The sequence below is a fragment of the Stenotrophomonas sp. 2694 genome (assembly GCF_040548715.1).
In the GTDB taxonomy this organism is placed as follows: domain Bacteria; phylum Pseudomonadota; class Gammaproteobacteria; order Xanthomonadales; family Xanthomonadaceae; genus Stenotrophomonas; species Stenotrophomonas indicatrix.
In genome coordinates, this window is the sequence record NZ_JBEPSG010000005.1 from 1 (window position 1) to 23,609 (window position 23,609).

17 protein-coding genes and 1 rRNA gene are annotated in these 23,609 nt (G+C 67.0%); 10 read left to right on the plus strand and 8 right to left on the minus strand.

Features of this window, described 5'->3' with window-relative positions; translation table 11 throughout:
- Positions 1-160: 160 nt before the first annotated feature.
- Positions 161-275: ribosomal RNA gene (gene rrf / locus ABIA73_RS07995) — 5S ribosomal RNA — on the plus strand.
- 389 nt (positions 276-664) lie between these two features.
- On the opposite strand, the gene ABIA73_RS08000 is transcribed toward rrf, so the two are convergent.
- The 4 genes from ABIA73_RS08000 to hemH all read right to left on the minus strand — a co-directional run bounded on the left by ABIA73_RS08000 (position 665) and on the right by hemH (position 4,869).
- Positions 665-2,761, minus strand: a complete 2,097-nt coding sequence (locus tag ABIA73_RS08000; protein ID WP_134833290.1) for a methyl-accepting chemotaxis protein — start codon at positions 2,759-2,761, stop codon at positions 665-667.
- Between the two features lie 14 nt (positions 2,762-2,775).
- Positions 2,776-2,925: a hypothetical protein gene (locus tag ABIA73_RS08005; protein WP_154231535.1), complete on the minus strand. Its 150-nt coding sequence runs from the start codon at positions 2,923-2,925 to the stop codon at positions 2,776-2,778.
- Positions 2,926-3,052: 127 nt separating this feature from the next.
- On the minus strand, positions 3,053-3,910 hold the full coding sequence (locus tag ABIA73_RS08010) for an alpha/beta fold hydrolase (RefSeq protein ID WP_354275618.1): 858 nt from the start codon (positions 3,908-3,910) through the stop codon (positions 3,053-3,055).
- Positions 3,907-4,869 carry a ferrochelatase gene (hemH, locus tag ABIA73_RS08015; RefSeq protein WP_354275698.1) on the minus strand — a complete coding sequence of 321 codons (963 nt, stop codon included), beginning with the start codon at positions 4,867-4,869 and terminating at the stop codon, positions 3,907-3,909. Before hemH ends, ABIA73_RS08010 begins: the two co-directional genes overlap by 4 nt.
- Before the next feature lie 166 nt (positions 4,870-5,035).
- Here hemH and ABIA73_RS08020 point away from each other — a divergent pair, with 166 nt between their 5' ends.
- The 4 genes from ABIA73_RS08020 to tatC all read left to right on the plus strand — a co-directional run bounded on the left by ABIA73_RS08020 (position 5,036) and on the right by tatC (position 7,463).
- Entirely contained in the window at positions 5,036-5,926 is an 891-nt protein-coding gene (locus tag ABIA73_RS08020) for a lipid-binding SYLF domain-containing protein (RefSeq protein WP_025878761.1), read from the plus strand.
- 74 nt (positions 5,927-6,000) lie between these two features.
- Positions 6,001-6,228, plus strand: a complete 228-nt coding sequence (gene tatA, locus ABIA73_RS08025) for a Sec-independent protein translocase subunit TatA (RefSeq protein ID WP_025878762.1) — start codon at positions 6,001-6,003, stop codon at positions 6,226-6,228.
- Positions 6,229-6,243: 15 nt separating this feature from the next.
- A complete protein-coding gene (gene tatB, locus ABIA73_RS08030) occupies positions 6,244-6,717 on the plus strand; it encodes a Sec-independent protein translocase protein TatB (RefSeq protein ID WP_218788206.1) in 474 nt (157 codons plus the stop codon).
- Positions 6,714-7,463 (plus strand): twin-arginine translocase subunit TatC, encoded by a 750-nt coding sequence (gene tatC / locus ABIA73_RS08035; protein ID WP_025878764.1) that lies wholly within the window; start codon positions 6,714-6,716, stop codon positions 7,461-7,463. The genes tatB and tatC overlap by 4 nt, the downstream gene beginning before the upstream one ends.
- 90 nt (positions 7,464-7,553) lie before the next feature.
- Here the strand turns inward: tatC and ABIA73_RS08040 are convergent, their stop codons facing one another.
- The 3 genes from ABIA73_RS08040 to ABIA73_RS08050 are packed head-to-tail and all read right to left on the minus strand — an operon-like array spanning position 7,554 to position 11,070.
- Positions 7,554-8,465 (minus strand): BPSS1780 family membrane protein, encoded by a 912-nt coding sequence (locus tag ABIA73_RS08040; RefSeq protein ID WP_105164885.1) that lies wholly within the window; start codon positions 8,463-8,465, stop codon positions 7,554-7,556.
- A gap of 51 nt (positions 8,466-8,516) precedes the next feature.
- The gene (locus ABIA73_RS08045) at positions 8,517-9,263 is read right to left on the minus strand and encodes a glutamine amidotransferase (RefSeq protein WP_025878766.1); all 747 of its coding nucleotides are present in this window, start codon (positions 9,261-9,263) and stop codon (positions 8,517-8,519) included.
- Positions 9,235-11,070 carry a GspE/PulE family protein gene (locus ABIA73_RS08050; protein ID WP_032976767.1) on the minus strand — a complete coding sequence of 612 codons (1,836 nt, stop codon included), beginning with the start codon at positions 11,068-11,070 and terminating at the stop codon, positions 9,235-9,237. The genes ABIA73_RS08045 and ABIA73_RS08050 overlap by 29 nt, the downstream gene beginning before the upstream one ends.
- 83 nt (positions 11,071-11,153) lie before the next feature.
- Here ABIA73_RS08050 and glyQ point away from each other — a divergent pair, with 83 nt between their 5' ends.
- The 4 genes from glyQ (at position 11,154) to ABIA73_RS08070 (ending at position 20,142) form a co-directional block, all read left to right on the plus strand.
- Positions 11,154-12,065 (plus strand): glycine--tRNA ligase subunit alpha, encoded by a 912-nt coding sequence (gene glyQ / locus ABIA73_RS08055; protein ID WP_025878768.1) that lies wholly within the window; start codon positions 11,154-11,156, stop codon positions 12,063-12,065.
- Positions 12,066-12,153: 88 nt separating this feature from the next.
- Complete coding sequence (gene glyS / locus ABIA73_RS08060) at positions 12,154-14,229, plus strand: glycine--tRNA ligase subunit beta (RefSeq protein ID WP_059065650.1); 2,076 nt, start codon at positions 12,154-12,156, stop codon at positions 14,227-14,229.
- A 253-nt stretch (positions 14,230-14,482) separates the two neighbouring features.
- Positions 14,483-16,279, plus strand: a complete 1,797-nt coding sequence (locus ABIA73_RS08065; RefSeq protein ID WP_025878770.1) for an autotransporter assembly complex protein TamA — start codon at positions 14,483-14,485, stop codon at positions 16,277-16,279.
- Complete coding sequence (locus ABIA73_RS08070) at positions 16,276-20,142, plus strand: translocation/assembly module TamB domain-containing protein (protein ID WP_354275619.1); 3,867 nt, start codon at positions 16,276-16,278, stop codon at positions 20,140-20,142. The genes ABIA73_RS08065 and ABIA73_RS08070 overlap by 4 nt, the downstream gene beginning before the upstream one ends.
- Positions 20,143-20,398: 256 nt before the next feature.
- Here the strand turns inward: ABIA73_RS08070 and ABIA73_RS08075 are convergent, their stop codons facing one another.
- A complete protein-coding gene (locus ABIA73_RS08075; RefSeq protein ID WP_354275620.1) occupies positions 20,399-21,154 on the minus strand; it encodes a hypothetical protein in 756 nt (251 codons plus the stop codon).
- A gap of 264 nt (positions 21,155-21,418) precedes the next feature.
- On the opposite strand from ABIA73_RS08075, the gene ABIA73_RS08080 reads away from it, so the two are divergent.
- Positions 21,419-23,566 carry a S46 family peptidase gene (locus tag ABIA73_RS08080; protein ID WP_354275621.1) on the plus strand — a complete coding sequence of 716 codons (2,148 nt, stop codon included), beginning with the start codon at positions 21,419-21,421 and terminating at the stop codon, positions 23,564-23,566.
- Positions 23,567-23,609: the final 43 nt, after the last annotated feature.

A 23,609-nucleotide genomic window follows, 5' to 3' on the forward strand; every position in this document is an offset into this window, starting at 1 on the left:
AGTTGCCTTGGCCGACATGACATGTCGATAGATCCAAGTGCACGCTACGTCACAAGACCAAACGAGAGGCAGGCGCTCAGGCGCGTCTCTTTGCAACGCTGGCAGCATCATGCCCGCACCCTGCAAGGACACGACGCCCAGGCGACACTCCAACCGCCTCCCTGGTGAAATTAGCGCTATGGAACCACCCGATCCCATCCCGAACTCGGAAGTGAAACGTAGCTGCGCCGATGGTAGTGTGGCCTAAGCCATGCGAGAGTAGGTCATCGCCAGGGTTTATACCCAAAAACCCCGCTGCTCACGCAGCGGGGTTTTTCTTTGTGCGCGAGAAACCAAGGGTAGTGCCGGCCGCTGGCCGGCAACCACGTGCAGCCGCGTGATGTTCATGAGGTTGCCGGCCAGCGGCCGGCACTACCGGAACTCAATACCCACGCGTAGATGCGGCGCCCAGGCGGTGCCGCATTCTGTGGAGCACAGCAGCTGGCGGACATACTCCGCCGCAGCGGTAGGTGCTCTGGCCTTCTTACTTATCATCGTGTCGCATGAAGCCTCAAACGGACCGCCTTCGTACCCGTTGAGTCAAACAACCCCGCCGCGAACCACGCCCAACAAAAAGGCGACGCCCTGCGGGCGCCGCCTTCCATGCAGTAGGCGCAGGCCCGGATCAGTCGATCAACGCGGCCTCGCGCCGGCGGAACACCGATACCGCCTGGTTCAGTGCACCGGCCTGCGACTGCAGTTCACGTGCCGCCGCAGTGGCTTCTTCCACCAGCGCCGCGTTCTGCTGCGTGGCCTGGTCCATCTGCACCACCGTCTGGTTGATCTGCTCGATACCGGAGGACTGCTCCTGTGACGCCGCCGAGATCTCGCGCATCAGGTGGCTTACGTTCTCAACGCCGCCGACGATACCCTGCATGCGCTGTCCGGCATCGGCCACCAACTGGGCGCCCTCGCCGACCTGACGACCTGCCTCGTCGATGAGGACCTTGATCTCCTGGGCCGCCGCCGCCGATCGCTGCGCGAGCACACGGACCTCGCTGGCGACGACCGCGAACCCGCGCCCCTGTTCGCCGGCGCGTGCCGCTTCAACCGCTGCGTTGAGCGCGAGGATGTTGGTCTGGAAGGCAATGCCGTCGATCACGCCGGTAATGTCGCCGATCCGCTTCGACGCGCCTTCGATGGCCTGCATGGTGTCGACCACCCGCTGCATGGCGTGGTTGCCATCACTTGCTGCGCCCTGGGTGGAGGCGGCCAGCTCGCTGGCCTGGCGCGCATGCGCTGCGTTCTGGCGCACGGTGGCGGTCAGCTCCTCCATTGAGGCGGCCGTTTCCTGTAGATGAGCGGCCTGTCGCTCGCTGCGCTCGGACAGCGCGCCGTTGCCGGCAGCGATTTCGCTGGCGGCCGTGCTGATGGTGGTGGCGCAGTGCTGGATGTGGCCGACCATGCGCGCCAGCTGGCCGGCGGTGGCGTTGGCATCGCGCTGGATGGCGGCGAACGCGCCGTGGTACTCGCCCTGCATGCGACGGTCGAGATCGCCGTTGGCCATCGCTGAAAGCATCTGCCGCACTTCGTCGACCGTGCTGCCCAGTGTGTCCAGCAGCTGGTTGATGCCCCCGGTCAGGCCGTCGAGGAAGCTGGCGCCTTCGCTGGCCTGCAGGCGCTGTTCCAGATCACCCTGCGCGGCGGCATCGACAATCCCGGCGACGGCATTCTCCAGCGTCAGTTCATGGGTACGGTCATGCCATTCCACCGCAAAACCCAGGCGCGCGCCCTGTGCGTCGAACACCGGGGTGACGACCTGGGCGAAGTGCACCGGCCCGATCCGCACCTTGCCGTTGTGTGTCGCCTGGAGCCCATTGAGGATGCCGCGGATGCGGTCAGGGTTGGCATGGAAGCGATGGATGCTGCTGCCGACCAGCCGCTCGGCGTCGAAATCGGGGAAGGCCTGGCGCAGCGTGGCCTGCTGGTTGCGCAGCAGCGCCACCACCGAGCGGTTGACGTAGCGGATGACGTGATCGTTGTCGGCGATCATCATCGCCGTGCGCGAGGCATCCAGTGCCTGGCGGATCTGCGCGTTCTCGGCATGTGCTTCGGCCTCGCGGCCGCGCTGCGCCTGCACATGGCGTGCGGTATCGGCCAGCGCGTGGGCCAGTGAACCGGGTGCGTAGTTGCGTGCATCGCTGTGTGCGCCGAGGTCGGCGCCCGTGGCGATGTCGCGCGCCAATGCCGCCAGGCGGTGCGGTCCGTGACCCAGCGCTTCGCTCTGTTGGCGCAGGCGCGCGGCGGTCTGGCCCAGCACCAGCGTCAGCACCGCCAGGGCCATGGCATTCAACAGCGGCGGCAGGACGGCCGCCCCATCAAGCAACGGCGCCAGCAACGCACTGACACCCACGGCGCCGGCCAGCCACAACGGCATACGGTCACGCTGGATGAGCAGCACGCCCAGCAGCAGCGCGATGGGCAATGCGGCATTCAATCCGCTGATATGGCAGAGCAGGCTCAACTGCAGTGAAAGCACTACGGCCAGCCCGTTGCGCGCGAGCGCATGGCCGGCCTGGCGCCAGCCCAGCCAGGCCGCTGGCAGCACCGCGGCGGCAACGGCGCTCGCAGCGGGCAGCGACGTGCCGCGCACGGCCAGTACAAGGCCGATCGCTGCGAATACCACGCTGCCCAGCAGCAGGCGACGATCGCCCCGCTGTGCCAGCTGTTGCAGATAAGGGACACGGCCCTGGTCGGGCGGGCGGGAGGACGCAATGGACATCGGCAACTCCTGGATCAACGGACGGCAGCGGCCATGCAACGCGCTGCGCGGATGAGCGCAACGACGGCACGGTCGGGGAATTCGGGGAATGCGGCGCAGGCAGCGACGCGGAGGACGGACACCGTGACCACATCCTGTGGATGACGGTGCAGCAGACGGGACATGCGGTCTTCCTTGCAGAACCAGGAACGAGCCGCAGGCACAAAGGGCCTGCGTGCTGTGGACGCAGGGGCCCACTACCGTTCTATCGGCCGCGCTGGCGCAGAGTGAAGTGCGCGCGGCCGACGATGGTCAGCGTGCGTTGGCGTTTTCGCTCAGGAACGCATCGATGACGGCGGCAATACGCGCCGGGTGTTCCATGTGCAGGTGATGGTTGCCGGGGAATACCGCCAGGCGGCCATCACGCAGATGCTGCAGGCGCTCGCTGCGCATCGGCTCGGGATAATACGACTGTGCAGGCGTGGCATAGATCACCTGGGTAGGACAGGTGATGGCCTGCAGCAGGTTGTCGATCTGGCCTTCGCTGAGGCGGATCGCGGTGGGCAGCATCAGGCGCGGATCGCTGCACCAGCGATAGCCACCTTCGACCGGCTCGACACCGCGTTCGACCAGCAGGCGTGCGCAGCCTTCGCTGAGCTGGTTGGTCATCATCCGCGCCCGGATCGGTGCAGCCAGGTCCGGGAACACGCGCAGCTGCTTGCGTGCCAGTGCTCGGGTGGCGTCGACGTGCTCGCGCAGGCGGCTGGCAGTTTCTTCCTCCGGCCCGCGCAGGCCGCCGAGTGCCTCGATGGCGATCAGCCGTTCGATGCGATCACTGACCGCTGCGGTGAGGCTGGCGATGCCGGCACCCATCGAATGGCCGATCAGGGTGAACCGGTCCCAGCCCAGTGCATCGGCGACATCGAGGACATGGGTGATCGCTGCTGGCGTGGTGTACACCGCCCCGATCGGCAGATGCGCGCTGTGACCGTGCCCGGGCAGATCGATCGCCACCAGGTCCAGGTGCGGCAGATGCGGCGCCAGCGGAACGAAGCTGGCCGCATTGTCGAGCCAGCCGTGCAGGGCCAGCACCCGCGGACCCTCACCCGGCCGGCGCAGGCCGGCGACGCGGACGCCCGCGACCTGCAGCTCAAACGGCTGCAGGCTCATGCCAGCGAGGCCACGGCCAGCCGAGCCAGAGCGCGGGCGTGTTCCGGTGCGGCGTTGAGGCAGGGGATGTAGCGCATCTGTGCGCCGCGCTCGGCCAGTGTTTCGGTGAAGCCCATGGCGACTTCTTCCAGTGTTTCCAGGCAGTCGGTGGCAAACCCGGGGCAGACGACGTCGATCTGCTTCACCCCCGCTTCGGCCAGCTCCCACAGGCTGGGCTCGGCGTAGGGCTGCAGCCAGCGTTCGCGGCCGAAGCGCGACTGGTAACCCATCTGCCAGTCGTCCGCGCCCAGGCCCAGTGCTGCGGCGATCGCGCGCGCACTGGCCTCGCAGCGCTGCGGATAGGGATCGCCGGCATCGGCAAGGCGCTGCGGAATGCCATGGAAGGAGAACATCAGCTTCTGGCCGCGACCCTGCTGCTGCCAGTAGCGCTGGATCGAGCCGGCAACGGCGGCGACCCAGTCCGGATCGATCGAATAGTCCTGCACCAGGCTCACGGTGACCTGTGGGTTCCTGCGCTGCCAGGCATCCACACGATCCTCGACCGAGGCCGTGGTGGTGGTCGAATACTGCGGATACAGCGGCAATACCACGATGCGGCGCACGCCCTGGGTGGCCAGCCGATCCAGTTCGGTGGTGAGCGCGGGTTCGCCGTAGCGCATCGCGTGGCGTACGCGCAGCGTCGGCAGCAATGCCTGCATGGCCTGCGCCAACTGGCGGGTGTGGACCATCAGCGGCGAGCCTTCCGGCAGCCACACCTGGGCGTACTTGGCGGCTGAACGGCTGCTGCGCAGCGGCAGTATCAGACCGCGCAGCAAGGGCTGCCACAGCAGTGCCGGCAGCGAGACCACGCGCCGGTCGGACAGGAATTCGGCCAGATAACGGCGAACGGCGGGAGCCGTCGGCGTCTCGGGCGTGCCTAGGTTGACCGCCAGTACGGCGGTATCGGGTGCGTCGAGCATGGGCGGTATTGTCGCCGATTCCATCGTCACGTCGGCATGCAGGGTTCGGATGGATGTCATCGATAAGGCCAATATGAGCAGGCAACGCTCATTGGGGATTCATCACAACACTACTAATTTCAGTCACTTGCTATATCTTCCTATGGACTGACTTCTGGAGCCTGCCATGCGTCGCCCGATCCAAGCCCTGCTGATCGCCGCCAGCCTGCTGTCCAGCCAGGCCATGGCCGGACCGCAGGAAGACCAGCGCGCCCGCAACGCGGTGCGTGTACTGGCTGAAATCCAGGGAATCCCTGAACAGGGCATTCCGGACAAATTGCTCGACGAAGGCCGCGCGGTCATCGTCATTCCCGACACGATCAAGGCCGGTCTGGTGATCGGCGGCCGTCGTGGCCACGGCCTGATGTCGGTGCGCATGCCCAATGGTGCGTGGTCCAACCCGGTATTCATCAAGCTCACCGGCGGCAGCATCGGCTTCCAGGCCGGTGTGCAGTCCTCCGACGTTGTGCTGGTGTTCCGCAACGACCGCAGCCTGGACAACCTCGTCAACGGCAAGTTCACCCTCGGCGCCGATGCCGGTGTGGCCGCCGGTCCGGTGGGCCGCAATGCCGCCGCCGCCACCGATGGCCAGCTGAAGGCCGAGATCTGGTCGTGGTCGCGCGCCCGCGGCCTGTTCGCTGGCGTGGCCCTGGATGGTGCGATCCTGCAGATCGACGATGCTGCCAACCTTGACGCCTACGGCAGCAACACCACCCCGCGGATGATCTTCGAGGGCCGCGCGGCTGGCTCGCCTTCAATGGATGTGGTCGCTTTCCGTGATCGCCTGGAAGAGGCCACCTATGCGGCGCGCAACAACCGCAATGGTGGCAATGACGCACCGCGTCCGGCGGCCGCTGCAGCGCCTGCCCCGCAGCCTGTTCAGGCAGCGCCGGCGGCACCTGCTGAAGCGACCACGGCGCCGCTGCAGGCCGTGCCGCAGACCCCGCCGCCGGCCCAGCAGGGTTTCCAGCCGGTCAACGACGGTGAAATCCGCACTGAAACACTGGGCAACAACTGACTTTCGTCACGCGCGCCGGCTAACAGCCGGTGCGCTATGCTCGGCAATCTGATCACTAACGTAACGAGCGACTTATGGGCAGTTTCAGCATCTGGCATTGGTTGGTCGTGCTCGCCATCGTCCTGCTGGTGTTCGGCACCAAGCGCCTGACCAGTGGTGCCAAGGACCTCGGCTCGGCGGTCAAGGAATTCAAGAAGGGCATGCACGACGACGACAAGCCGAACGCGCAGTTGGGCGACGAGTCGCGCAGCCAGGACGCCTCGCGCACCGCGCAGGACGAGCACGACCGCAAGCCGCGTTGATCCGGGGCGGTTGCGGTGTTTGATATCGGCTTCAGCGAACTGCTGGTGATCGCGGTTGTCGCCTTGGTGGTGCTCGGACCTGAGCGCCTGCCCAAGGCGGCCCGCTTCGCCGGGCTGTGGGTACGCCGCGCGCGCAATCAATGGGATTCGGTCAAGCAGGAACTGGAACGCGAACTGCAGGCCGAAGACATCAAGCGGCAGATGCAGGACGTGCGCCAGGGCATGCAGGACACCGAGAACCAGCTGCGTGCCAGCGGCGAAGCCATGCGCCGCGAAGCCGAGCAGATGCAACAGCACAGCGACACGCTGGCGCAGCAGGTGCGTGCACCGGCCCCGGCCGAACAGCCGCCACATCTGGCGGATGCGCCCGAGCCAGGGGTGGCGTCGACTGAAGGTGCAGCCATTACGCCTGCCACCGCTGAAGCTGCGGCCGATGCCGTTGCTGATACCGCGACCGAAACGCCCGCGCGCACGGAGCGCCCGTCATGAGCGAACACGACTTCGGCGAAAGTTCGCTGGTGGAACACCTGGTTGAACTGCGCTCGCGCCTGGTGCGTGCGCTGCTGGGGCTGGGCGTTGTGCTGCTGGGCCTGCTGCCGTTTACCCAGAAGCTCTACAACGCACTGGCCGAGCCGCTGATCTCGCAGTTGCCCAATGGGCAGACGATGATCGCCACCAACCCGGCCGGCGCCTTCTTCGCGCCGTTGAAGCTGACGTTCTTCGTGGCCTTGTTCGTGGCCGTGCCATGGCTGCTGTACCAGCTGTGGGCCTTCGTCGCGCCGGGCCTGTATGCACGCGAGAAGCGCCTGGCGATGCCATTGCTGGTCTCCTCGGTGCTGCTGTTCTACACCGGCTGCGCCTTTGCCTATTTCCTGGTGCTGCCGGCGGTCTTCCACTTCCTCACCACCTTCAGCCCGGAAGTGATCGCGATCACGCCGGATGCGAATGCCTACCTGGACTTCGTGCTGGCGATCTTCTTCGCCTTCGGCGGCAGCTTCGAGCTGCCGGTGGCGATGGTGATCCTGGTGCTGCTGGGCTGGATCACGCCGCAGCAGTTCAAGGAAGGACGCGGTTACGCGATCGTCGGCATCTTCGTGCTCGCTGCGATCCTGACTCCGCCGGACGTGGTGTCGCAGCTGATGCTGGCGATCCCGATGTGCCTGCTGTACGAACTGGGCATCCACGCCGCGCGCTGGCTGGTGCCGTCTTCGGTGGTCAAGAAGCCTGCGGCCTGATCCCCGGTAGCGCCGGGCCATGCCCGGCGTTCGTGGGGCGAGGTGACATCCATCCGCCGGGCATGGCCCGGCGTTACCGTTGAGCCCCGCTCAAGCGTGGAAGACGTCGTTGGCCGGCGGCGACTGCGGCACCGACGGTGCGCCGCGGCTGCCGCGATGCACGAACATCTGCTTCCAGGCCGCATAGACGGCGCCGACATACAGCGGCATCAGCACCGTGGTGAACACCAGCTGCGCGATGAAGGCCGCCGCCAGCGGGCCGCCCAGCAGCATGCCGAGCTGGACCACGATCACGAACAGCACATAGACGCAGAACGCGGCGATCAGGCCGAGCACGGTGAACACGGCGGTGGCGCCGATGTTCTCGATGCAGCCCTGCAGGCTCAGGCGCAGCGCGTGCATGCCGCTCTGGCGGTCGAACACCACCAGTGCCGGCTGGGTGAACATCGCCAGGGTCAGCGCCACGGCGGTGCAGAACACCAGCAGCATCCACAGCGCGATGCGCTGCGCGGGCAGGTTGGCGACCAGTTCGGCGGCGGTTTCAGGACTGATCTGCTGCCCGCTGCGGCCGAGTTCCTGCATCTTGGTCATGGTGTCGCTGAAGGCGGTGAAGCCCTCGCGGCCGATCATCAGGTACAGAAGCGCGCCCAGCAGCAGCACGGCCAGCACCTGGATCGCCAGCGGCACCAGCAGGTGGCTGACACGACGGTCGCGGATCGGCTGCAGCAGATGGGTGGCCAGGCCGGGACGACCCTGGTCGATCTCACCCATGGCGTACAGCATGCCGCCGAACATCACCGGTGAAATCACCAGCGTCATCATCTGCAGGGCCAGGCCGGCGGTACCGGGCAGCATCGTTCCCAGCAGGGTGACCACCCAGTTCACCAGCAGCCAGGTCAGGCCGATCCGGGCCAGCTGCAGCGGCGCACGCCGATACAGCGAGAACGTATCCAGCAACCACTGGGCGCCCGCCGAGGCTGGCAGCTTGCGAATCTCTTTCATGGACATCCGGGGAGGGACAGGAGGGGCCGGGCGGTGTGCCCGTGCCGCCGATTATCCCTGTTTTGCCACCGGCTGGGCTGAAGACAGCCGGGCCTGGCGGACAAAGCGCCGCAACAGCTGGCGCGCCAGCGGCGCGGCGCTGACCGCGCGCTCGATGCTGCGCGCGCAACCGCCATGACGGCCGATGCAGTCGGCGCGTGCGCGCACGTAGCCACGCATGTGGTGAGTGGCGAATTCCGGATGGAACTGCACGCCCCAGGCCTGGCGGCCCCAGCGGAAGGCATGGCAGCCATCCAGCGGCGAGCGCGCCAGCACGGCGGCACCTTCGGGTACGCGCAGCACGGTCTGCAGATGGGTGGCGTGGGCCGCGAAGTGGCTCGGCAGGCCCTGGAACAACGGGTCCTGCGCGGCTTGCGGGTCCAGTGCCAACTCAATCGTTCCCGATTCGCGCCCGGCGGGGTTGTAGGCCACTTCGCCGCCCAGCGCGTGGGCCAGCAGCTGGTGGCCGTAGCAGATGCCGAACACCGGCACGTCGTCGTGCGCGGTCTGCCGCAGCCAGGCGGCACTGCGTTCGCTCCATTCGGCGTGGTCGGTGACGAAGGCGGCCGAGCCGGTTACCAGCACGCCGGCGAACTGGCGTGGATCGGGCAGGTCGGCGCCGTGCTCGACGTCGACCACGACGGTCTCGTGTTCTTCCAGGCCGGCGGCGACCCGGATCCAGTGCGGAAAGCGCCCGTAGCGGCGCAACGACGGCACGGGGCGGCCGGTTTCAAGGATCAGGAAGGGCGCTGGATTCATCCGGGGGAGGTAGTACGGACAGGACTTCCTCGATTGTAGTCAGCCCCTGTGCCACCTTTTCAAGCCCGGCCTGGCGCAGGGTTCGCACTCCTTCAGCACGCGCGGCACGGTTGAAACCGGCCAGATCCATGTCCGCACGGATCAGCCCGCGCAGGCGCGAGCCCAATGGCAGCAACTCATACAGCCCGATGCGGCCGAGGAAACCGGTGCGCCGGCACTCCAGGCAACCGACCGGCCGACAGGGCGTGGCGGCATCTGGATATGCAGCTTCGCTATCAGCCAGCACTGCCCAATCGGCCCGGCCGAGGGTGTGCGGCTGCTTGCAGTGCGGGCACAGGGTGCGCACCAGGCGCTGGGCGAGGATGCCGTTGACGGTGGATGACAGCAGGTAATGCGGTACGCCCAGGTCGAGCAGGCGGGTGATGGCCGAGGGCGCGTCGTTGGTGTGCAGGGTGGACAGCACCAGGTGGCCGGTCAGCGAGGCCTGCACCGCCATCTGCGCGGTTTCCAGGTCGCGGATTTCGCCGATCATGATGATGTCCGGGTCCTGCCGCAGCAGGGTGCGCACACCGCTGGCGAAATCCAGGTCGATGTTGGTCTGCACCTGCATCTGGTTGAATTCCGGCGCGATCATCTCGATCGGGTCTTCCACCGTGCATACGTTGACGTCCGGCGTGGCCAGCCGCTTCAGGGTGGAATACAGGGTGGTGGTCTTGCCCGAACCGGTCGGGCCGGTGACCAGCACGATGCCGTGCGGGCGCTCGACCAGGGCGGTCCAGCCGGCCGCTTCCTGCGGGCTGAAGCCGAGCTGGTCGATGCTCTTGAAGGCCGCTTCCGGGTCGAAGATGCGCATCACGCATTTCTCGCCGAAGGCGGTCGGCATGGTCGACAGGCGCATTTCCACTTCACGGCCGCCGGGCGAGCGGGTCTTGATGCGACCATCCTGCGGGCGCCGGCGCTCGGCCAGGTCCATGCGTCCGAGCACCTTGATACGGCTGACCACGGCGGTCATCACCGCCGGTGGCACTTCGAACACCTTGTGCAGCACGCCGTCGATGCGGAAGCGCATGCGGCCCATTTCGCGGCGGGGCTCCAGGTGGATGTCCGAGGCGCGCTGCTCGTAGGCGTACTGCAGCAGCCAGTCGACGATGTGCACGATGTGCTGGTCGTCGGCATTGACGTCGCCGGTGCGGCCCAGTTCCACCAGCTGCTCGAAGCTGGGCAGGGTGGTGTTGGCCTCACCTCGTACGTCGCCACGGGCACCGCGCACCGAGCGGGTGACGCCGAAGAACTCCATGGTGTAGCGGTGCAGGTCCAGCGGATTGACCACCGCCAGCTCGATGCGCAGGCGGGTCAGGTGCTGCAGGTCGCGCAGCCATTCCTGTGCCAGCGGCTCGCTGGTGGCCACCAGTACGCGTTCGCCATCCACCGCCAGCGGCAGGAAGCGATGGCGGCGCGCGTAGGCGTGCGAGGCCACGGCGGTGACCGAGGCGACGTCGACCCGGGTCGGATCGATGCGCAGGTAGCGGCTGCCGGTGCGCTGGGCCAGCCACTCGGTGAGGCGTTCCAGATTGAGGTCGCCGCCGTCGCTGGCGGCCAGCTTGAGGTTTGACAGCAGCACCAGTGGATGCACTTCACTGGCATTGCGGGCGCCCTGTGCGGAAAAACGGATGCGCTCGCGCTCGTGCGCAGCCACCACGCCGTCGGCCAGCAGGGCCGCCGCAACCTGTTCGAACTGCAGGCGACCGGGCGGCAATGGTGCCGCGCCAGGCTCGCCGGGCGTGCCCGTGGGCAGCCGATGTTCCATCCACCTGCTCCTTCCGGGTACGGAATGCCCCGCAGGTCGGCCGTTATACTAGCGCACCCCTTTGCCGGCCAAGACTCGTCCGCATGTCCGCGACCCCGACCGTTCCGATCACCTTCCAGGGCCTGATCCAGACCCTGAACCAGTTCTGGGCCCAGCAGGGCTGCGTGCTCATCCAGCCGCTCGACCTGGAGGTGGGCGCCGGTACGTTCCACCCGGCCACCTTCCTGCGTGCGATCGGTCCGGAAACCTGGAACGCGGCCTACGTGCAGCCGTCGCGGCGCCCGACCGATGGCCGCTACGGCGAGAACCCGAACCGCCTGCAGCGCTACTACCAGTACCAGGTGGCGATGAAGCCGGCACCGGACAACATCCAGCAGCTCTACCTGGATTCGCTGAAGGCGGTGGGCATCGATCCGCTGGTGCACGACCTGCGTTTTGTCGAGGACAACTGGGAATCGCCGACCTTGGGCGCCTGGGGCCTGGGCTGGGAAGTCTGGCTCAACGGCATGGAGGTGACCCAGTTCACCTACTTCCAGCAGGCCGGTGGCCTGGAGTGCCGGCCGGTGCTGGGCGAGATCACCTACGGTCTCGAGCGCCTGTGCATGTACCTGCAGAACTGCGACAACGTCTACGACCTGGTCTGGACCTACGGCCCGGATGGGCAGCCGGTGACCTACGGCGACGTCTACCACCAGAACGAGGTGGAGCAGAGCACCTACAACTTCGAATATGCCGACGTGGAAGAAATGTTCCACCGCTTCGATGCCTGCGAGCGCGAAGCGCAGAAGCTGGTGGAAGTGAACCTGCCGCTGCCGGCCTACGAACAGGTGATGAAGGCCAGCCACACCTTCAACCTGCTCGATGCGCGCCGCGCGATCAGCGTGACCGAACGCCAGCGCTACATCCTGCGCGTGCGCGCGCTGGCCCAGGCGGTGGCCAAGGCCTACTACGAGCAGCGCGAGAAGCTGGGCTTCCCGGGCGCGAAGAAGGCCTGACGGCCCGTTCTCCCATCACGCGTTTCACCTACTACCCCAGGGGCGCCGGCCGCGTCGCGCGCTGCGCCCCCACCACAGGATCGAACCGATGAGCCACTTGTCTCCCCTGCTGATTGAACTGGGCACCGAAGAGCTGCCGGTCAAGGCACTGCCGGGCCTGGCCCAGGCCTTCTTCGACGGTGTTGTCGACGGCCTGCGCAAGCGCGGCGTGGAACTGGAGCTGGGCGATGCACGCCCGCTGTCGACCCCGCGCCGCCTGGCCGTGCTGCTGCCGGGCGTTGGCCTGGAGCAGCCGGAACAGCACAGCGAAGTGCTGGGCCCGTACCTGAACATCGCGCTGGACGCCGAAGGCCAGCCGACCAAGGCGCTGCAGGGGTTCGCGGCCAAGGCCGGGATCGACTGGACCGCGCTGGAAAAGACCACCGACAACAAGGGTGAGCGCTTCGTGCACCGTGCGGTGACCCCGGGCGCGCGCACTGCTGCGCTGCTGCCGGAGATCCTGCGCGAGGCCATCGCCGGCATGCCCATTCCCAAGCCGATGCGCTGGGGCGACCACAGCTGGGGCTTCGCGCGCCCGGTGCACTGGCTGGTGCTGCTGCACGGCGGTGACGTGGTCGAGGCCGAACTGTTCGGCCTGAAGGCCGACCGCATGAGCCGCGGCCACCGCTTCCTGCACGACAAGACCGTGTGGCTGACCCAGCCGCAGGACTATGTGGAATCGCTGCGCGCCGCCTTCGTGCTGGTTGACCCGGCAGAGCGCCGCCAGCGCATCGTCGCCGAGGTGGAAGCCGCTGCAGCCACCGCCGGTGGCAGCGCACGCATCACCGAGGACAACCTGGAGCAGGTGGTGAACCTGGTCGAGTGGCCGTCGGCGGTGCTGTGCAGCTTCGAGCGCGCGTTCCTGGCGGTGCCGCAGGAAGCGCTGATCGAGACGATGGAGATCAACCAGAAGTTCTTCCCGGTGCTGGATGACGGCGGCAAGCTGACCGAGAAGTTCATCGGCATCGCCAACATCGAGTCCAAGGACGTGGCCGAAGTGGCCAAGGGCTACGAGCGGGTGATCCGCCCGCGCTTCGCCGATGCCAAGTTCTTCTTCGACGAAGACCTGAAGCAGGGCCTGCAGGCGATGGGCGAGGGCCTGAAGACGGTGACCTACCAGGCCAAGCTGGGCAGCGTGGCCGACAAGGTCGCGCGCGTGGTGGCGCTGGCCGAGGTGATTGCGCCGCAGGTCGGCGCCGATCCGCTGCTGGCCAAGCGAGCCGCGCAGCTGGCCAAGAACGACCTGCAGTCGCGCATGGTCAATGAGTTCCCGGAACTGCAGGGCATCGCCGGCCGCCACTACGCGGTGGCCGGTGGCGAATCGCCGGAGGTGGCGCTGGCCATCGACGAGGCCTACCAGCCGCGCTTCGGTGGTGATGACATCGCGCTGTCGCCGCTGGGCAAGGTGCTGGCGATCGCCGAGCGCGTGGATACCCTGGCCGGCGGTTTCGCTGCGGGCCTGAAGCCGACCGGCAACAAGGACCCGTTCGCCCTGCGCCGCAACGCGCTGGGCCTGGCCCGCACGATCATCGAAAGCGGCTTCGAGCTGGACCTGCGCGCGCTGCTGGCCAGCGCCAACGCCGGGCTGGCCGCGCGCAACGTGCAGGCCGACGTGGCCGAGCTGTACGACTTCATCCTCGACCGCCTGAAGGGCTATTACAGCGACAAGGGCGTGCCGGCCAGCCACTTCAACGCGGTGGCCGAGCTGAAGCCGGCCTCGCTGTACGACTTCGACCGCCGTCTGGACGCGATCGGGATCTTCGCGGCGCTGCCGGAAGCCGAGGCGCTGGCCGCGGCCAACAAGCGCATCCGCAACATCCTGCGCAAGGCCGAAGGCGATATTCCGGGCCAGATCGATGCGGCCCTGCTGCAGGAAGATGCCGAGCGCGCGCTGGCCGAAGCCGTGACTGCCGCCATCGACGATACCGGCGCCAGCCTGCACCAGAAGGACTATGTGGCCGTGTTGGCGCGCCTGGCCCGCCTGCGTCCGCAGGTCGATGCGTTCTTCGACGGGGTGATGGTCAATGCCGAGGATCCGGCACTGCGCGGCAACCGCCTGGCGCTGCTGACGATGCTGGGCGAGCGCCTGGGCAAGGTCGCGGCGATCGAGCACCTGTCCAGCTGATCGCCCACGATGGGTAGCGCCGGGCCACGCCCGGCGGTTTTTCTGCAGGCCGCGCTGCGCGCTCGCCATGAATCAGACCGTATCCACGCATGGCGTGGATCTACTGGGTAGCCGGCCGCTGGCCGGCAGCGACGCGATGCCGGTATTTCCGCATGCGGCCGCGATGATCGCCACAAAGGCGCGTATTTTGACCGCCACTTAACAACCGATCCGGATTGGCGTGATGCATTTCGCATCGTCACCTCCGGTCGGTATGCTGTGCCGCATGCAGCCAACGAAATACGCCCTGCCGCTGATGGTCCTCTCGCTTTGCGCCACCTCCGTGGCCCATGCGCGCGGCACCATCGACAAGGTGGACATCAAGGGATTGGACAAGGGCGACGACGCCGCGATCATCGAGAACATCCAGGAATCGCTGTCGTTGTTCGACACGATCGGCAAGGAGCAGGGCGAGTCGCGCCTGGAATACCTGCTGTCACAGGCCGAGCGGCAGACCCGCCAGGCGCTGGAACCGTTCGGGTACTACAACCCGGTGATCAAGGTCGAGGCGCCACGCCAGGATGAGCACGTCACCGTGCTGATCCATGTCGACAAGGGCCAGCCGGTGCTGGTGCGCCGCGAGCATATCGATATCACCGGTCCGGCGATGTACGACCAGTACCTGCAGGACGACCTGGCCGCGTTCAAGCCGCGCAAGGGCCAGCGCTTCGAACACACCCAGTACGAAGCCAGCAAGATCACCGTGACCCGGCGCCTGGCCGAGCGCGGCTACTTCGACGCCGACTACACCCAGCGCCAGGTGCAGATCACCCGCGCGGACAACGCTGCCGACATCGACCTGACCTGGGACAGCGGCCGCCGCTACAACATGGGCCCGGTGACCTTCGAGCAGAACTATTTCGACGACAAGCTGTTTGACCCGCTGGTGTACTGGGACCAGGGCAGCTACTTCCACGAAGGCAAGCTGGACCGCCTGCGCGAGTCGCTGACCAAGCTCGATTACTTCAGTGTGATCGACATCCAGCCGCGCCCGGACCAGGCCGATGAAAACGGCGAGGTGCCGGTCGATGTGAAGCTGACGCGGGCCAAGCGCAGCATCTATTCCTATGGTCTGAGCTACGGCAGCGAAAGTGGCGCCGGTGTGCGTGGCGGCCTTGAGCGGCGCTACCTGAACAGCCGCGGCCACAAGATGAACACCCAGCTGGACTATGCGCAGAAGCGCAAGAGCCTGATCACCAGCTACCGCATTCCCGCATTCAACTGGCTGGATGGCTGGTACACCTTCGCCGCCAGTGCCTACGACGAGCAGACCGACTACATCGATCTGCGCAACTTCAAGCTGATCGCCAGCCGCAGCGGCGAGATCAACGAGAACTGGACCGCCATCGCCTCGATCAACGCGCTGCGCGAGCGCTGGCGCTATGCCTCGGGCACTGAATTCACCGATGCGGTCTACAACACGTCCACGCTGGTCTACCCGCAGATCGTGGCCGACTACGTGAAGGTGGATGACGAGCTGTTCCCGCGCAGCGGCATCAGTGGCACCGCGACGGTGCGTGCCGGCGTCGAAGGCGTCGGTTCGGACACCAGCTTCGTGCAGGCCAATGCCGTGCTGCGCTGGTACATCCCGGTGGGGCCGACCAATCGCCTGATCCTGCGCGGCGAAGGCGGCACCACCTGGACCAGCGACCTGGTGGCGATGCCGCCCAGCCTGCGCTACTTCGCCGGTGGCGACCGCAGCATCCGCGGCTATGCCTACCGTGAGGTCGGCCCGCGCACGCCGAAGCCGGACAAGTACGCGCTTGGTGCCAAGCACCTGGTGGTCGGCTCGGCCGAGTACGAGCATTACTTCAATGGCGGTCCGTGGGGTGCAGCGGTGTTCGTCGACACCGGCAGCGCCTTTGATACCGACATCGACCTGCACACCGGCGTCGGCTTCGGCGTGCGCTGGAAATCGCCGGTGGGCCCGGTGCGGGTCGATATCGCTCACGGTCTGAACAACCCTGATTCGCAGTTCCAGCTGTACCTCAACATCGGAGCGGACCTGTGAGCACGCCCGCACCGACTCCGTCGCCGAACACGCCGCCGCGGCGCGTGCGCTTCTACCGTCGTCGCCGCTTCTGGGCATGGTCCGGCGCGGGCGTGGTCGGCCTGGTGCTGGTCGCCCTGTTGGCCGTGTACTGGCTGCTGCAGACGGTGGCCGGCCGCGATGTGCTGCTGGCGCAGGTGGTGGCGCGCCTGCCGGTGGGTGCCAGCTTTACCTGGGACAAGGTCGATGGCCCGGTGGCCGGACCGCTGACCCTGTACAACGTCGACTTCCGCTACGACGACATCCATTTCCACGCCGAGCGCGCGCACCTGGAGCCGGACCTGCGCCCGCTGCTGGGCCGCAAGCTGCTGCTGGACAAGCTGGAGCTGACCAACGCTACGCTCAATCTGGCCAAGAGCGATGAGCCGTTCAAGCTGCCGTCGTGGCCCGATTCGCTGCCGCAGATCGAAATGCCGCTGGCGATCCAGGCCGATGTGATCGCCATCGACAGTTTCCGCATCAGCCAGGCCAACGAGCCGGTGATCGACATCAGCCGCGTGCGCGGTGGCATCGAGATCGCCAATGGCGAGTTCCAGGCGCGCAAGCTGGTGGTGGACAGCGACATGGGCAATTTCACTGCCCAGGGCCGCTACATCCCGGCCAAGGACTACGACACCGACGTCACCGTCACTGCGGTGCTGCCGGCACCGCGCGGGCGTACCGCGGCCACGGTCGGCCTGGTCGCGCGCGGTGACCTGGCGCATATGGAAGTGGCGCTGGCCGGTCGCGCACCGAAGCCGCTGCACGCGATGCTGGTGTTCGATGGCCGCACCGATCCGACCTGGAACGCGACTGTACGCAGCGACGAGCTGGACCTGGCGCTGTTGTCGCCGGCATTGGCCAGCTCGGCCATCGCGCCGCTGGCATTGGACTTCACCGCCTCCGGCAAGGGCGGCAACGCCAACCTGCATGGCCGGGTGAAGCAGGGTGAGCAGGAACTGGAGCTGGCGCCCTCGGTGGTTTCGCTGCAGGACCAGGTGCTGAAGGTCTCGCCGCTGGTGGTCAAGGGCCTGGGCGGCGAAGCACGCCTGGAAGGTACCGCCGATTTCAGCCAGGAAGACCAGCAGAAGCTGAACTTCTCGGTGATCGCGCAGGACCTGACCTGGGTGCCGGCACCGGACCCGAACACCGCCGGCAGTTCGCCGGTGCCGGTGACGCTGAAGGAAGCGCGCTTTGGACTGGCCGGTACCTTGAAGGCGTGGGCGGCGATCGGCCGTGCCGATGTCGAGCGCGAAAAGCAGAAGGCGCAGCTGCGCTTCGATGTGCGTGGCAACGATCAGGCTGCGGAGATCCGCGAACTGCAGGCGCAGACCCCGGGTGGCCAGCTGCAGGTGGAAGGCAAGGTGGCCTGGGCACCGCAGCTGGACTGGGATGCCAAGGCCACGCTGAAGGATTTCGACCCGGGCTACTTCGCGCCGGGCTGGGATGGTCGTCTGTCCGGCAATCTCGCGTCCAAGGGACGCCAGCTGCCGCCGCCGGCCAATGCGCCGCCGGGCACTGCGGGCACGCTGGAGGCCACGGTGGACCTGCCGTCGCTGAAGGGCATCCTGCGCCAGCGCAATGTGGATGCCCAAGGCAAGTTCGCCCTGCAGGGTGAACAGGGCCAGGGTGAATTGAAACTGGCCGTCGGCAGCAGCCGGGTGACCGCCTCGGGCAAGGTCGGCGACCGCCTGGACATCGACGCGCGCTTCGAGCCGCTGCAGCTGAGCGATCTGCTGCCCGGCGCCGATGGTGGCCTGCGTGGCCAGGTGCAGGTGAAAGGCCCGCGCGATGCACCAGACATCACTGCAGATCTGGTCGGCAACAATCTCAACTGGGACGGTTACGGCGCTGAAAGCCTGAGCATCAAGGGACGCCTGCCGTGGCGTGGCGACAGTGGCACGCTGGCGATACAGGGCCAGCAGGTCAATGCCGGCATGCTGCTGGAACGCTTGAACATCGATGCGCAGGGCAGTGTCTCCAACCTGCGCCTGGCCGCACAGACACGCAACGAACTGGGCGCGATCGAGCTGCAGGGCAGCGTTCGCCAGCAAGGTGAACAATGGCGTGGCGAACTGGCCACGCTGCGCATCGCACCGGTGAAGGGCGATGCGTGGGCACTGCGTGCGCCCGCGGCATTCGCCATCAACGGCAGCAACTACACGCTGGGCGAAACCTGCCTGGGCGCTGCGACCGGTGGCGCCCTGTGCGCACATGCCAACTGGCCGCGCGAAGGCCTGGTGGTGCGCGGCGATGCGTTGCCGTTGGCGCTGGTGCAGCCGTGGTTGCCGCCACAGTCCGGCCGGCGCATCTACCTGCGTGGCGAACTCAACCTGGACGCGCAGATCCGTCCGCGTGGCAACGCATGGGAAGGTCATGTGGAAGTGCGTTCGGCCGAAGGTGGCGTACGCCTGGGCGAGAACCGTAACACCGGCGTCGGCGATGCCAACCGTGGCGAGCTGGTGCGTTATGACCAGTTCTCGCTGAAGCTGGACATGACCCCGGCCAGCATCAAGGGCTACCTGGGCATGGGCTTCCAGGGCAACGGCTTCGTCGATGCGAAGATGCAGACCGGTTGGGAGCCGAGTGCGCCGCTCAACGGCGAGCTCTACCTCAACATGTCGCGCCTGTACTGGCTGGAACTGTTCTCGCCGGATGTGGTGCGCCCGACCGGCCTGATCGAAGGCCACGTGAGCCTGCGTGGCACGCGCGGCCAACCGTCGCTGGGCGGTGATGCACAGCTGAGCAACTTCAAGGGCGAGTTCCCGGCGCTGGGCCTGACCTTCGACCAGGGCAAGGGCAGCTTCGTCGCCCAGCCCGATGGGTCGGCCAAGATCACCGCGCAGGCCAATTCGGGCAAGGGCACGCTGTATGTCGACGGCGGCCTGTCCTGGTTTGGCGATGCACAGCCGCTGCAGCTGAAGATCCACGGCGAGAATGTGCTGCTGTCCAACACCAGCGAGCTGCGCATCATCGCCAATCCCAACCTGGACTTCACCCTGGCCAAGGCCGCGATGGAGCTGCGCGGAACGGTGCACGTGCCCGAGGCCGACATCGATCTGGAGCGCCTGGACCGTGGCACCTCGGTGTCCGAGGACGTGGTGGTGCTGGACCCGGCCGATCCGGAAGAGTCGCGCACCTCGCCGCTGGACATGGAGCTGGCCGTCAGCCTGGGCGACAAGGTCAAGATGAGCGGCTTCGGCCTGAAGGGCGCGCTGACCGGCAAGATGCAGGTCTGGGCCAAGCCCGGCCGCGAGATGACCGCCAACGGCGGCCTGGAAGTCAGTGGCCGCTACAAGGCCTATGGCCAGGACCTGACCATCACGCGCGGCAACCTCAACTGGAACTACAACGCGGTGTCCGACCCGCGCATCAACATCCGCGCCGAACGCCGGATCGGTGATGTCACCGCCGGCATCGACGTGACCGGGCGCGCGCAGCAACCACGCGCCGATGTCTGGTCCGATCCGGCGATGTCGCAGTCCGAAGCACTGGGTTACCTGGTGCTGGGGCGCAGCCTGACCGGTGCCAGCAGCGACCAGACCCAGCAGGTGAACGCCGCATCGGCCGCGCTGTCGGCGGGCAGCGGACTGCTGGCTTCGCAGCTGGGTGCCAAGCTGGGCCTGGACGATGCCGGCGTCAGCCAGTCGCGCGCGCTGGGCGGCTCGGTGATCGGTGTGGGCAAGTACATTTCGCCCAAGTTGTACGTGGGCTACGGCGTATCGCTGGTGGGCGCCGGTTCGGTGATCACCCTGAAGTACCTGCTGCGCCGCGGCTTCGACGTGGAAGTGGAATCGAGCACGGTGGAAAACCGTGGCTCGTTGAACTGGCGGCGGGAGAAGTAGAGCCACGCCATGCGTGGCTGCGGTGGCGCCGGGCCCGGTGCTGCCGTAATCCACGGTTGGGCCAGCGCGGACGGCCGCACTGGACATGCAGGCTTTTCATCCAGCAGGCCTGCACCAGTGCCTGCGCGATCATAGCGACTGCGTCCACCAGCCCCGGTCTTGGTGCGTCCTGCCTCATCGGAGCGAAGCGTTGCAAGAAGCACTCAAGAAGCACTGGTGGATGATGCCGAGTACAGTGCCGCTGCCGATCAATCGCTCACGTACTGGCGGGTGCCTGCAATACCAAGCGATCTCCCCTTGTATCGCTGGGGCTGGCGATAGAAGCCCTGTGGGCTATCGCCAAGGCGCCCAGCAGGGTGCACGCCAACAGCAGCGCCACGACAACACGCTGCCACAGGGGCAGTCGGCGGCGCGGCGCTGAATGCAGCCGATTACCGGCCGCTGCCGCCCAGAACAGGACTTGCTTGCGCTGCAACGGCGGCGGCGGAACCACGAACCACATGATCGGCTCGCCGACCAGGTAGTGCAGAGTGTCGCGCATCTCGCGTCGCGTGTGCGCTGACCGCGCCTGCCACCGTGCACGTAGTGGTCGCCAGCGCCCACTCAACCGAGCCACGCGCACGCGGGCCTGTGCTACGGAAACCGGTGCATCATCGCGATGCATGTAGCGAGCAAGAGCAACCTCGTTACCTCGCAACAGCAACCAGCGCACGTGCATGCTGTGGCCAAGGGCGGCCATGTCGTAGCACTCGCGGATATTGCCCCGGTCATACCACTGGAAGCGGTCGGCCAGCTGCTCGAAGTTCGCCTGCGGAAACGGCGTGGTGCCATTCATCAGCCGTTGCCAGGTTGCCAGCTTCACCGCGCGGGCATCCGCGGGTGCCTGCAGTTCCGGGGACTGCTGCAGCCAGGCTGCGAAATCTGCCGGATCGTGCTGCTGCCCGTGGCGGACGATGCGGTCGGCAAGCGCTTCGGCGGCAGATGGCCCCGTCACTGCGGCTTCATCATTCATGCGTCGTGATTTCCTTGCGGCGTGCCACGCAGGATTTCCGCTGCCGAGCTGTGCGTAGCGGGCCTGTTCACAGAACTGCCCCATCGGCGCGTTTCACGCCGATCAGCGAATGCATGGTGCCCAGATCGATTCCTGCGATCATCGGTCCTTCCCTGGTATCCGTGCCTGATTCTAGCCAGCATCGGTGCCCCCAACCATCGGCCGTTGCCCCATCCGGCCCCAGCAGCTATGGTCCCGGGCTGTTCTGTCGTACCGGATTGCCTCATGTCGCCACGCAAAGCCCTCCCCACCGCCCTGGCCCTGGGCCTGACCCTCGCCGCTGGCGCCCACGCCGATGAAGGCATGTGGATGCCGACCCAGCTGCCGGAGCTGGCCAAGCCGCTGCAGGCGGCCGGCTTCAAGGGCAACCCGGCCGATCTGGCCAACGTGACCGCGCCGCCGCTGAGTGCGGTCGTGCGTGCCGGCGGTGGCACCGGCTCGTTCGTGTCGGCCGATGGCCTGCTGCTGACCAACCACCACGTGGCAATGGGCGTGATCCAGTACAACAGCTCGCCCGAGCACAACTTCATCAACGATGGCTTCATCGCCAAGGGTCGCGCCGACGAGCGTCCGGCCAATCCGGACTTCCGCGTGCTGGTGACCGTCGGCTTCGACAAGGTGACTGACCAGGTGCTGGCACAGGCCAAGGGCAAGACCGGCCGCGCGTACTTCGACGCGGTGGATGCAGCCAGCAAGCAGATCGTGGCCGAGTGCGAGAAGGACGGCAGCGTGCGCTGCTCGGTGGCCAACATGTATTACGGCACCGACTTCTACCGCATCGCCCAGCTTGAGCTGAGCGATGTGCGCCTGGTCTATGCGCCGCCGCGCGCGATCGGCAACTACGGCGATGAGATCGACAACTTCATGTGGCCGCGTCACACCGGCGACTTCACCCTGCTGCGTGCCTACGTGGGCAAGGACGGCAAGCCGGCCGCCTACAGCAAGGACAACGTGCCCTACCAGGCACCGGCGCACCTGCAGATGTCGGTGGAAGGCCCGAAGGAGGGCGACTACGCGATGCTGGCCGGTTACCCGGGCATCACCTACCGCCATCGCACCGCCGCCGAATTCGCTGGCCAGATCGATACCGTGCTGCCGCGCCGGGTGTCGGTGTTCCAGCAGATGATCGACACCATCGAAGCGTCCAGTGCCAAGGATGCGCAGGCACGTACCCGTTATGCCTCGCAGTTGCAGTCGCTGAAGAACAACCGCAAGCGCGCCGCCGGTGAGCTGGAAGGGCTGCTGCGCAGCGATGCCAAGGCCCAGCGTGCGGCCGACGAGCAGGCGATGCTGGCCGCCACCGACCGCAAGTACCAGGGCGACATCAAGGCGCTGCTGGCCAACCTGTCGCAGGGCGCGGCGGTGGGCGAGCGCGACCTGCTGCTGGAGCAGATGGCCGGCCAGAGCCAGCTGCTGCGCTCGGCGCTGCTGCTGGAACGCCTGCGCATTGAATCGGCCAAGCCGGATGCGCAGCGCGAGACCGGCTACCAGCAGCGCGACCAGGCGATGATCGAGGGCGTGCTGAAGCAGGTGCAGCGCCGCTATGCACCCGAGGTCGAGAAGGCGCTGCTGACCACCCTGTTGACGCGCTACCAGCAGCTGCCGGATGCGCAGCGCGTGGCCGAGTTCGACACGGCCTTCGGCCGTACCCCGGCACAGCTGGCGCAGGCGCTGGACACGCTGTATGCCGGCACCCAGCTGGGTGACGAAGCGCAGCGCCTGTCCCGCTTCGCCGCTGCCCGCGAAGGCAAGGCGCTGGCCGCCGATCCGCTGATTGCCGTGGCCGGCCCGCTGGTGGCCGCGCAGCTGCGCATCGAAAACGAGAGCAAGACCCGCGAAGGCGAACAGCTGCGCCTGCGCCCGGCCTACATGCAGGCCTTGTTCGCCTGGCGTGCCAAGCAGGGCCGTGCGGTGTACCCGGATGCCAACCGCACCCTGCGCATCAGCTACGGCAAGGTGGAAGCGCTGCACCCGCGTGATGGCGTGACCTATTCGCCGGTGACCACCGTGGCCGGCATCGTCGAAAAGAACACCAACGCCTATCCGTTCGATGCCCCCAAGCCGCTGCTGGCCGCGATTGCCGAGGGTGACTTCGGCAGCACCGCCGACCCCGCGCTGAAGACCCAGACGGTCAACTTCCTGACCAACCTGGACACCACCGGCGGCAACTCCGGCTCGCCGGTGCTCAACGCCAAGGGCGAACTGATCGGCCTGAACTTCGACAGCAACTGGGAGTCGGTCAGTGCCAGCTGGTGGTTCGACCCCCGCTACAAGCGCGCCGTGCACGTGGACATGCGCTACCTGCGCTGGCTGCTGGCCAAGGTCTACCCGGCACCTGAACTGCTGAAGGAAATGGGCGTTCCGGCGGAATAACGCCGGTTCCCGGTAGGCGCCCACGATCTCCCGGCAGGTGCCC

Coding starts and splice junctions, on each gene's coding strand:
- ABIA73_RS08000 (WP_134833290.1), bottom strand. CDS start 2,761: ATGTCCATTGCGTCCTCCCGCCCGCCCGACCAGGGCCGTGTCCCTTAT.
- ABIA73_RS08005 (WP_154231535.1), bottom strand. CDS start 2,925: ATGTCCCGTCTGCTGCACCGTCATCCACAGGATGTGGTCACGGTGTCC.
- ABIA73_RS08010 (WP_354275618.1), bottom strand. CDS start 3,910: ATGAGCCTGCAGCCGTTTGAGCTGCAGGTCGCGGGCGTCCGCGTCGCC.
- hemH (WP_354275698.1), bottom strand. CDS start 4,869: ATGCTCGACGCACCCGATACCGCCGTACTGGCGGTCAACCTAGGCACG.
- ABIA73_RS08020 (WP_025878761.1), top strand. CDS start 5,036: ATGCGTCGCCCGATCCAAGCCCTGCTGATCGCCGCCAGCCTGCTGTCC.
- tatA (WP_025878762.1), top strand. CDS start 6,001: ATGGGCAGTTTCAGCATCTGGCATTGGTTGGTCGTGCTCGCCATCGTC.
- tatC (WP_025878764.1), top strand. CDS start 6,714: ATGAGCGAACACGACTTCGGCGAAAGTTCGCTGGTGGAACACCTGGTT.
- ABIA73_RS08040 (WP_105164885.1), bottom strand. CDS start 8,465: ATGAAAGAGATTCGCAAGCTGCCAGCCTCGGCGGGCGCCCAGTGGTTG.
- ABIA73_RS08045 (WP_025878766.1), bottom strand. CDS start 9,263: ATGAATCCAGCGCCCTTCCTGATCCTTGAAACCGGCCGCCCCGTGCCG.
- ABIA73_RS08050 (WP_032976767.1), bottom strand. CDS start 11,070: ATGGAACATCGGCTGCCCACGGGCACGCCCGGCGAGCCTGGCGCGGCA.
- glyQ (WP_025878768.1), top strand. CDS start 11,154: ATGTCCGCGACCCCGACCGTTCCGATCACCTTCCAGGGCCTGATCCAG.
- glyS (WP_059065650.1), top strand. CDS start 12,154: ATGAGCCACTTGTCTCCCCTGCTGATTGAACTGGGCACCGAAGAGCTG.
- ABIA73_RS08065 (WP_025878770.1), top strand. CDS start 14,483: ATGCTGTGCCGCATGCAGCCAACGAAATACGCCCTGCCGCTGATGGTC.
- ABIA73_RS08075 (WP_354275620.1), bottom strand. CDS start 21,154: ATGAATGATGAAGCCGCAGTGACGGGGCCATCTGCCGCCGAAGCGCTT.
- ABIA73_RS08080 (WP_354275621.1), top strand. CDS start 21,419: ATGTCGCCACGCAAAGCCCTCCCCACCGCCCTGGCCCTGGGCCTGACC.